This window comes from Gammaproteobacteria bacterium (assembly GCA_037388465.1).
Taxonomy (GTDB): Bacteria; Pseudomonadota; Gammaproteobacteria; order SpSt-1174; family SpSt-1174; genus JARRKE01.
The window spans coordinates 67,302-74,821 of sequence record JARRKE010000019.1 but is presented as its reverse complement, the minus strand read 5'-3'; the positions used below and the strand labels follow the sequence as shown (position 1 = coordinate 74,821).

The 7,520-nt window shown below is 59.0% G+C and carries 11 protein-coding genes; 8 read left to right on the top strand and 3 right to left on the bottom strand.

Going from position 1 to position 7,520, the window contains the following annotated elements:
* Window positions 1–174 (top strand): antibiotic ABC transporter permease (locus tag P8Y64_06050; GenBank protein MEJ2060037.1); only part of this gene is annotated, 174 nt, incomplete at its 5' end.
* A 72-nt stretch (window positions 175–246) separates the two neighbouring features.
* On the opposite strand, the gene P8Y64_06045 is transcribed toward P8Y64_06050, so the two are convergent.
* The 3 genes from P8Y64_06045 to P8Y64_06035 are packed head-to-tail and all read right to left on the bottom strand — an operon-like array spanning window position 247 to window position 1,763.
* The gene (locus P8Y64_06045; protein MEJ2060036.1) at window positions 247–909 is read right to left on the bottom strand and encodes a thioredoxin family protein; all 663 of its coding nucleotides are present in this window, start codon (window positions 907–909) and stop codon (window positions 247–249) included.
* Between the two features lie 3 nt (window positions 910–912).
* The gene (locus tag P8Y64_06040) at window positions 913–1,362 is read right to left on the bottom strand and encodes a glycine cleavage system protein H (protein ID MEJ2060035.1); all 450 of its coding nucleotides are present in this window, start codon (window positions 1,360–1,362) and stop codon (window positions 913–915) included.
* Window positions 1,363–1,364: 2 nt separating this feature from the next.
* Window positions 1,365–1,763: a cbb3-type cytochrome c oxidase subunit I gene (locus P8Y64_06035; protein MEJ2060034.1), complete on the bottom strand. Its 399-nt coding sequence runs from the start codon at window positions 1,761–1,763 to the stop codon at window positions 1,365–1,367.
* A 105-nt stretch (window positions 1,764–1,868) separates the two neighbouring features.
* On the opposite strand from P8Y64_06035, the gene P8Y64_06030 reads away from it, so the two are divergent.
* The 7 genes from P8Y64_06030 to P8Y64_06000 form a co-directional block, all read left to right on the top strand.
* Window positions 1,869–2,540, top strand: a complete 672-nt coding sequence (locus P8Y64_06030; GenBank protein MEJ2060033.1) for a Crp/Fnr family transcriptional regulator — start codon at window positions 1,869–1,871, stop codon at window positions 2,538–2,540.
* 3 nt (window positions 2,541–2,543) lie between these two features.
* A complete protein-coding gene (locus P8Y64_06025) occupies window positions 2,544–2,915 on the top strand; it encodes a SirB2 family protein (protein MEJ2060032.1) in 372 nt (123 codons plus the stop codon).
* Between the two features lie 22 nt (window positions 2,916–2,937).
* Window positions 2,938–3,651, top strand: coding sequence for a hemerythrin domain-containing protein (locus tag P8Y64_06020; GenBank protein ID MEJ2060031.1), 714 nt, complete (start codon window positions 2,938–2,940; stop codon window positions 3,649–3,651).
* 7 nt (window positions 3,652–3,658) lie between these two features.
* On the top strand, window positions 3,659–4,183 hold the full coding sequence (locus P8Y64_06015) for a hemerythrin domain-containing protein (GenBank protein MEJ2060030.1): 525 nt from the start codon (window positions 3,659–3,661) through the stop codon (window positions 4,181–4,183).
* Between the two features lie 1,285 nt (window positions 4,184–5,468).
* On the top strand, window positions 5,469–5,684 hold the full coding sequence (locus P8Y64_06010; protein ID MEJ2060029.1) for a hypothetical protein: 216 nt from the start codon (window positions 5,469–5,471) through the stop codon (window positions 5,682–5,684).
* Window positions 5,685–5,902: 218 nt separating this feature from the next.
* Window positions 5,903–6,598 (top strand): hypothetical protein, encoded by a 696-nt coding sequence (locus P8Y64_06005; GenBank protein ID MEJ2060028.1) that lies wholly within the window; start codon window positions 5,903–5,905, stop codon window positions 6,596–6,598.
* 239 nt (window positions 6,599–6,837) lie between these two features.
* On the top strand, window positions 6,838–7,520 hold a 683-nt coding region (locus tag P8Y64_06000; protein ID MEJ2060027.1), incomplete at its 3' end, for a hypothetical protein.

Here is a 7,520-nt window from a genome sequence, read left to right as displayed (position 1 = left end):
GTGCAGGACATCACCTACGCCAATCCGTTGCGCTATTTCCTGGTCATTCTACGCGGCGTGTTCCTGGAGGGGACGCCGTTTCATCTGCTCATCGGCCAGTTCTGGCCGATGGCCGTCATCGCGTTGTTGACGCTCAGTGCGGCCGGCTGGCTGTTCCGTCATCGAATGTACTAGGGCGTGAAGAGGTTGGTGGTGAGGTGTGAGGAGAGTGCCAGGATTTTCTTCTCACACCTCACGCTTCACTCCTTACGCATAACGCCAAAGCACGGGCCATTCGCGAAAGGTAAACAATGCGAGCGAGAGCCAGATGCCCGCGCCGCCTGCGGCAATGATGGGGTTACTACTCAGCAGGAATCCCGTGATCTGCAGCCAAAGCCCGGCATGCGCCAGGCCGAGCTGAGTCCAAGACCACGGGCCACTGCGAATCGGGTTACCGGTAAAGCGCGGCAGCATGTGCTCGCCCAGACCGTAAACCATCATCAACAGAAACCCCACGCCGAACAGATGCGTTGGTATGAAAGTGAGGTTACCGTTGCCGAACAGACCGCCGAATGGCAGGAACGCGCCGGCCAGAAACAGATATACCACCGCGCTCAGTATGAACGCGCGACTGCTGGTCGCGAGTCCCAAGCCGGCATGGCGCGTCTGCCCGGTGGTCTTGTCCGTGGCGGACGCCACCAGTGACATGGCTTCATTCAGGGGCTGCACGCCGATGTGCGCCAACTGCCCATCGATGACCAGGGCGGGGATGGAGCGAATGCGCAGCCGGGTCGCGAGTTCGCGGCCTTCCGGTTGCCCCATGTCGACCACCGCGAATTCGATGACCTTGTGTTCGGAGACCTGGCGCCAGATTTTCTCCGCCTCGTGGCAGGTGGCACACCAGTCGGAAACCAGCAGCTCGACTTTCATGGCTTAATCCGCACAACGCATGCATTGGATGTCATAGCGGTCCACCCATTGTTTGAGTGCCTCGATCGCTTCCTGGCCGGTATGCAGCCGTGACAGCGCCTGTTCGGGATCGTCAGGTTTCATGACCACGACCCAGGCATCGGTGTAGGGAGAAACATTGACCATGCCCGGGTTTTTTTCGACCTCAGGATTGATGCGAACGATCGTGCCGTCGAAAGGCGTGGGGATCCCGCCCGCCCATTTGCCGGATTCGAGGCGCGCGACCGGCTTGCCTGCGGCCCGGTGGGTGCCCGGTTGCTTGAAGCGGAAATACTGTACCCGCCCCGCCATGGTCTGCGCCGGATCGGTGATGCCGAGCGTATACGTGCCGTCGTCTTCCGGCCGGGCCCAGACATAGTCCAGGTCGTAAAGCAGGTCGTCCGGCAGTTCACAGCCACGGTATTCGGTGCCCATGGTCAGGCTCCTTTGGGTCCGTAGTGCCGCACGGTCAGCAGGACGTTGACTGTGAACAGGCCGATACCAAGCCAGGACAGCAGACCACCCAACGCAAGGAAGACGGGGCTCAGCAGCAGCCATCCGACCGCCATCAGCCACAAGCCAAGATTGGCGGCATAGAACTGCAGGTTCGCCAGGCGTTCCGAATACAGTGGCCGCCCGGAGAATCGGGGCAGCACATGCAGGCCGACACCGTAGACCATCATGGCCATGAACCCGAGTAGCATCAGGTGGGCATGCAGGCGCGGTATATTGCCGGGGATCGCGGCGGGCCAGAGCAACCAGGCCAGCATGAGCAGACCGCCCAGCAAGCCATACAGCAGTGCGGCGGTGATGAACAGGCGGTTGCGGGGATGCATGTCGGCGGCACCAAATAGTTGACCTGCCAAGTATGATATTGTTCGGCCCCCGGGTTTCACTTGACCTGAATCAAGCGCCAACCCGGGGTGGATTTGGGAGGATGCATGCAGAAGGAAGCCCTGAAACGTTATGACCTGTTTGCGTCCATGGAGGATGCGCAGATCGACGACATGCTGGCCGGCATGCGGGTTGTTCCGCTCGATGCGGGCGCCTTTTTGTTCCGCCAGAGCGATCCTGCGCAGCGTTTTTTTGTGCTGGAGACCGGTGTGATCAAGCTGTTCCGGCTCTCGCCCGACGGCGATGAAAAGGTGATCGAGGTGATCAAGGCAGGCGAATCCTTTGCCGAAGCAGTCATGTTCATGGAGGCCAACCGCTACCCCGTGAATGCACAGGCACTGGAGGAAAGTCGGGTGCTCGCGTTTGAGAACCGGCGCTTTTACCACTGGGTGAAAACCGATTCCGCCCTGGCCTTACGGTTGTTGGGCAGCCTGAGCCGTCGGATGCACGCACTGGTCAAGGAGATCGACGAGCTGACTCTGCACAACGCAGGTTATCGGCTGGTGAACTACCTGCTCAATGAAGCGGGCGAAGATTCGGATGGTGACATCACCCTGTCCGCGCCCAAGCAGGTGGTCGCCTCACGCCTGGCGATCAAGCCCGAGACACTGTCGCGCATCATGGCGCGCCTGAGAGGTGAGGGGCTGATCGAAGTGGAAGGCAACCACATACGCCTGATCGACCGGGAGGCATTGCGCCGATGGCTGGAGGCTGCCTGAAATATGCTGTGGCTGCTCAAAGTGCATGTGCTGACCGTGACGTTGTCGATCAGCGGATTTGTGCTGCGCCTGTACTGGATGTGGCGGGAATCGCCGTGGCTGCACGCCCGCTGGGTGCGTATTGCTCCGCACGTCAACGACACCCTGCTGCTGTTGTCGGGTATTTCGCTGGCGGCGGTCACGCAGCTGTATCCCTGGCAGCAGTCCTGGCTACTGACCAAGCTCGTCGCCCTGATCGTCTACATCCTGCTGGGTATGGTGGCCCTGCGCCTGGGGCTGACCCGGGCGGTGCGGTTAATGGCGGGCATCGGTGCCATCGCCGTGTTCGTTTATATCGTGGCCGTGGCCAAGACCCGGTCCGTCGTACCGTTGTAAGCGGAGTTTCAGAGGAATTTGCATGAGTGATTTTCGAGTCGATTTGCGTGAGTGCGGCGGTAGCTCCGCCCACGCCTATGCGCTGAGTGCACTGCGAGAGCTGCGCCGCGGCCAGGAGGCAGAACTGCTCGCCGCCGAGGACCCGGACATGGTGCTCAAGGCGGTCAATCTCGACCTGCGCAATGCGCTGAGCTGGGAGCAGACCGAGTCCGGGCCGCCGCTGTGGCGGGTGCGGGTGCGGCACCGCGACGACGTGGAGGCCACCGAACTGGCCGACCTGTTGACGCGTGATCACGAGCGTATCGACCATCTGTTCGCCAATGCCTTGCACCGTCTCAATGCCGGTGACACGGCGACGGCGTTGCCGCAGTTTCGCGAATATGCGCAACGTCTGCGCAACCACGTCGAGGCGGAGAACGAGATCATCGTACCGGTGCTCGAACTGCCGCGCGCGCCGAGCGGGGACGACCCGACCTCCATCATGCTGCGCGAGCACGACGAGCTGATCGAACAGACGCACATGATCGAGGAAATGCTGGACGAAGGCATGGACGATGCCGGCATGCTGGCACCCTTCTTCGCCATCATTTCCGGACAGCTTGCCAAGCACGAGTGGCGCGAGGAGCAAAACCTGTTCCCGCTCTGGCGACACCGGCTGCGCGCCGATGCCGCGCTGGCGGCGGAACTGTTCCCCAAGGTGCGCAAGCTCATCAAGACCGGAGACGAGCACCGCTGAGGTTTGCATGATGCTGTGGCCGAACAGCCCCGAGGCCGGTTTCGACGATCCGCTCGCCATGCTTGCGGCCTGTCATGAGCGCATCGCCCGGCATTGCGACACACTTGAGCGCCTGGCGGCACATATCGAGCAAATGGGTATCGATGAGGACGCGCGGGTCGCGGCGGCGCAGGTGCTGAAATATTTCTCCACGGCGGCGCCCGATCATCATGCCGACGAGGAGCAGGACCTGTTCCCGCGTCTGCGCAGCCATCCCGAGTGGCGCCAGGAAGAGGAAGACATGCTGCTGCGCCTCGCGACCGAACATCGGGAGCAGGATGCGGCCTGGATATCGCTCAGGCCGGGACTGGAAGACATCGCGCAAGGCCGGTTGCCGCCGCAGCCTTTGCCTGTCGCACGGTTTGTTGAACTGCAGCGCAGCCATCTGGAGTTCGAAAACAGGCACCTGTTGCCGCTCGCCCGCCGCGTGCTGAACGTACAGGATCTACGCGACATGGGCCACGCAATGCGTGCCCGGCGCGGCTTGGGCTGAATCGTGATCCGGCGTTTCAGGCTATCCGCGGGGCGGATAGCCTGACCTGTGCAAGGCGATAGGCTGATCGGGAATGCTCAGCGCCATTTCGACGACACATAATCGAGTCGGTAAGCGGGCTTGAGTGTTGGCCTGTAATCTATGTGTGCGTTCTTTGCCGCAGTAAGAATAATGAGTCACCCATACTCAATCATTGCCGGGGGAAGCAGCGTAGGCTGGTACATCACCCCATTGGTCCGGCACGCCTACCTTGTACAGTATATGTAGCCGGCAATTTGAGGATTGTTGATGATCGCGCTACCTGCAACCGCTTGTGTGGTGAGGTCTTTCAGGCCGCGGATTTCGTAGTCACTATATCCATTTTCCGAGCATACCTCCTTCGCACGTCGATTGAAGTACTCCATTGTCGTCGTATGGCTGGTGACATAATTCGTTCGCACCTCTACATAGTAGACATTTCCTTTGATATGCGCGTCGTGGTATCCAAATGGTCCAGAGCCGGCTGGTTGATAAGGAGTGACCGATGCGCATCCAAAAGCTGCTGCTACTAGTATTGTCATAGACAACCACCTTCCAATTGATATGGATCGCCTCCATCGCGTGCGGGTGTTGTTGTCGCTCGTTTCCCGTACGGGTGCAGGCAGTACGTCGGATTGCAATGGTCCGGCAACAATCTTGAAATCGCTTTTCATTTGTTTCCCCCTTGAGATTAAAGCCTCTCTGAATACGGTTGATTTACGCGGCCTGCGATAAATAAGTAGGCCGTGATCACGCGTGACAAGGAAGATCGTAAGTAATCCCGGGTTACCGATAAGTTACCTGGCGCCCCGTCGACCGAATACCTGGCGGCCGGCGGACTGGCACCATATTGTGGTCCTGGGTGGTGGGAGCGGGGGGTGATACAGGTATTTGTCGTTTGGATAGGCGGACAAAAAAAGTCCTCCGGCACGTCTTGGGCGTTAATTACATTTCTGGCATGCCATCGCTAACCTCACCTGTTATACGTTCCAAAATGTTATGAGAAATGCCTTGGGCGTGCGCCGGCGGGAAAAGCCTTTGCACAGCCCGTGCTCGTACCCTAGAAGTACGATGGTTTCGCATGCCAGTGATCGTAAAAAATGGGGTTCCCAATCGATTACTAATCTGATCCGGTTATTCACCGATGTCCGTCTGTCTGCGGTGGTATTTGATTCGCGTTATATGCTCGGGTAACCCAACAGTAACTCAGCCTGTCGTACGTTTAGATTGTCCTGGCGGTGTTGGGGCGCTTCTTGGGAGGTTGGCAATGGAAAGTTACATCCTGCGTATCTATCGCCATGGACCAAATCAGCTGATTGGCATGCTGGAGACGGTTCCTGATGGCATTCAACAAGGATTTACAGGGATCAACGAATTGGCAGCTTTGCTGAATCAAGGCAGTACCGAACAAGAAGATGAGTCAGCAGGTGTTCAGGGATATGAAGAGCTGATTCGCGCAAGACGAAGTAAGGATAAGGATTAGCCGGCGTTGGTTAAGCCTCGATTTGGTCGGCTGTTTCTTGTGTGTCTGGCGGATGCGGGTTTGCATCTGATCAAATCTGGATGGCTTGCGCTAAGTAACCCATCGGTAACCCCACCTCTCGTATTTTTAAGTCAAGGCAATCGGATGAGCGCGTCAGTTAGTGAGACGGCGCTCTCGAGGATGCCAAGAGAAATATAAGAAAATTGAGAGGTGCCATTATGAATATGCGAATCAGCAGTATCTTGCTAAGCGCATTGATGGGCGTTGTCCTGATGTTCGGGGCTGCAGGCGCTTGGGCGGCGGGCAGCCAATATCCGGCGGAAAAGCACCTGGGCTCGTCCTTGTTCGGTCCGGATCCTGGCCGGGAAGTGTCCGTTGGTGGTTATGGCGGCACGATGGGAACAGGTGTCCGCCTGGAATTCGACTTGTCAGGTAGCCTCGCGCCGTTTTCTGCAACCTACGCGAAGCGCGACGTTACCCTGCAGGCAACGACAGGTGAGAATCTGGATACCTCGCGTGAAGTTTGGGCGCTTGCTTATGAGCCACGCTTGCTGGCTACGCCGAAAGCGCTGGGGCATGGTGTTCAGTTGCTTGCCCGCGTTGCTTTTCCTATCGGATTGACGGTGGGGGAAAACAAGAATGCATCGGAGCAGATCACCGAATGGGTGCCGAGCTCAACGGGCCGTGGAGGCGATTATGTGACGCGGGACCTCGCCATGCGCAGCGAGGACAAGGGCGCACAGGTTGGTGCCTTCGTGGGCCTGCAGCCAGCGGTGGAATTTGGGTTTGGAAACAAATATTCGCTGACCGTCGGTGCTGATATTGCGGTCGGGGTGCCGTTCTCAGGCGGATCTCAGGCCTGGAAGGATGTGGATCGCCTTGGGGGCTTCGTCAATCTCGGCGTCCGGTTCTAGCTCTGACACTCATGCCGTTTTCTTGGGGATGTTTCATTCGGGCGGTCATTTGGCCGCCCGTTTTTATTTGTTTCCTGGATTCGCCTATGGCGATTTATGCCCCGGAGCGGAGTGAGGCAGTCGCCAGGTAACCCATCGGTAACCCGGCCTGTCCTACGGTTAATTCAAGGCCGGCGGGGACGGCCGGTGGGTGATGAGCCGTCTCCGCCCCGTGATTATTCGAACGGAGGGAGAACGTCATGCACACACGATTCGGTATCAGCTTGTTAGTAAGTATTGTGGGCGCCAGCCTGTTGCTCGGCGGCCCGGTGGCTGAAGCAACTACATTGCCATCCGACGCCAGGATGGTGACTCAGCACGTCACGATTGAGCAGCAGCAAAGGCTTGCCGGCCTGAACCTGCCGTTCATCCAGAATCAGGGACAATTGGACAAGGAAGTCGCCTATTACGCCCGCACCTTCGCAGGTACGGCCTTCGTCACCCGCGATGGTGTGCTGGTGCTCAGTCTGCCGGGTAAGTTGTTGGCCGGCAGCCAAGGGGGCATGCTGCCCGGCCCTGTCGAGCGCAGTGCGAAGCGTGGACCCGGCTGGGTGCTGAGCGAACGTCCGGTCAGCCAGGTTAAGCTGACCCCGCAGGGTAATAGCGTCTCACCTACCCACGTCAGCGTGTTCCACGGCAACAACCCCAAGCGCTGGCAGAAGGACCTCAAGACCTACGCTACGGTCAGCCTGGGCCAGCCCTGGCCTGGCATCGGCTACGCTATCCACGCTCACGGCAACACTGTGGAGCGCATCTTTACCGTCAACCCTGGCGCCAAGGCCAATGCCATCCGCATGCAGATCCAGGGCGCTGATGAGCTTGGTCTCAAGAACGGCGCGCTGATCGCTCACACCGGTAACGGCCCGGTGACCTTGAGCAAGCC

Bases quoted from the DNA above. Each gene is read 5' to 3' on its own strand.
- P8Y64_06005 (MEJ2060028.1), top strand. From the start codon at position 5,903: ATGAATATGCGAATCAGCAGTATCTTGCTAAGCGCATTGATGGGCGTT.
- P8Y64_06030 (MEJ2060033.1), top strand. From the start codon at position 1,869: ATGCAGAAGGAAGCCCTGAAACGTTATGACCTGTTTGCGTCCATGGAG.
- P8Y64_06045 (MEJ2060036.1), bottom strand. From the start codon at position 909: ATGAAAGTCGAGCTGCTGGTTTCCGACTGGTGTGCCACCTGCCACGAG.
- P8Y64_06025 (MEJ2060032.1), top strand. From the start codon at position 2,544: ATGCTGTGGCTGCTCAAAGTGCATGTGCTGACCGTGACGTTGTCGATC.
- P8Y64_06010 (MEJ2060029.1), top strand. From the start codon at position 5,469: ATGGAAAGTTACATCCTGCGTATCTATCGCCATGGACCAAATCAGCTG.
- P8Y64_06015 (MEJ2060030.1), top strand. From the start codon at position 3,659: ATGATGCTGTGGCCGAACAGCCCCGAGGCCGGTTTCGACGATCCGCTC.
- P8Y64_06020 (MEJ2060031.1), top strand. From the start codon at position 2,938: ATGAGTGATTTTCGAGTCGATTTGCGTGAGTGCGGCGGTAGCTCCGCC.
- P8Y64_06035 (MEJ2060034.1), bottom strand. From the start codon at position 1,763: ATGCATCCCCGCAACCGCCTGTTCATCACCGCCGCACTGCTGTATGGC.
- P8Y64_06040 (MEJ2060035.1), bottom strand. From the start codon at position 1,362: ATGGGCACCGAATACCGTGGCTGTGAACTGCCGGACGACCTGCTTTAC.